Below are 342 nucleotides of genomic sequence, written 5' to 3'. Positions count from 1 at the left end.
CTCCACGTCACTACGCCCCACACATCAAGTTCCACATCCTCTGGAACCATAATTGGAGCGTTCTCCGGATTGCCAGAGTGAAGTTCAAAGCGGCCACGCACGCGGCGCAACTGCTTCACCGTGAACCCGCCCTCCCACAGCACCATCGCGATATCACCGTGTCGTGGCGTCTTGCTGCGATCCACGACCAGGGTGTCACCCGTTGCGTAGACAACCCCGTGGCTACCTTCTTCGTTGAGGCCGACACCGGCACTTCCCCTACAACAACGCCGAGAACATCCACATACAGCGCGCCGAAAACGACGACTACTGCCGCTGGGTCACCTACCAACAACCCCGCCG

1 protein-coding gene is annotated in these 342 nt (G+C 59.9%); it reads right to left on the bottom strand.

Annotated features, from left to right (window positions below; translation table 11 throughout):
- Window positions 1–185 (bottom strand): S24 family peptidase (locus Q5762_RS37570; protein ID WP_315896799.1); only part of this gene is annotated, 185 nt, incomplete at its 3' end.
- Window positions 186–342 lie beyond the last annotated feature (157 nt).

This window comes from Streptomyces sp. P9(2023) (assembly GCF_032436795.1).
Lineage (GTDB): Bacteria > Actinomycetota > Actinomycetes > Streptomycetales > Streptomycetaceae > Streptomyces.
This window is presented reverse-complemented; position numbering and strand designations above follow the sequence as displayed.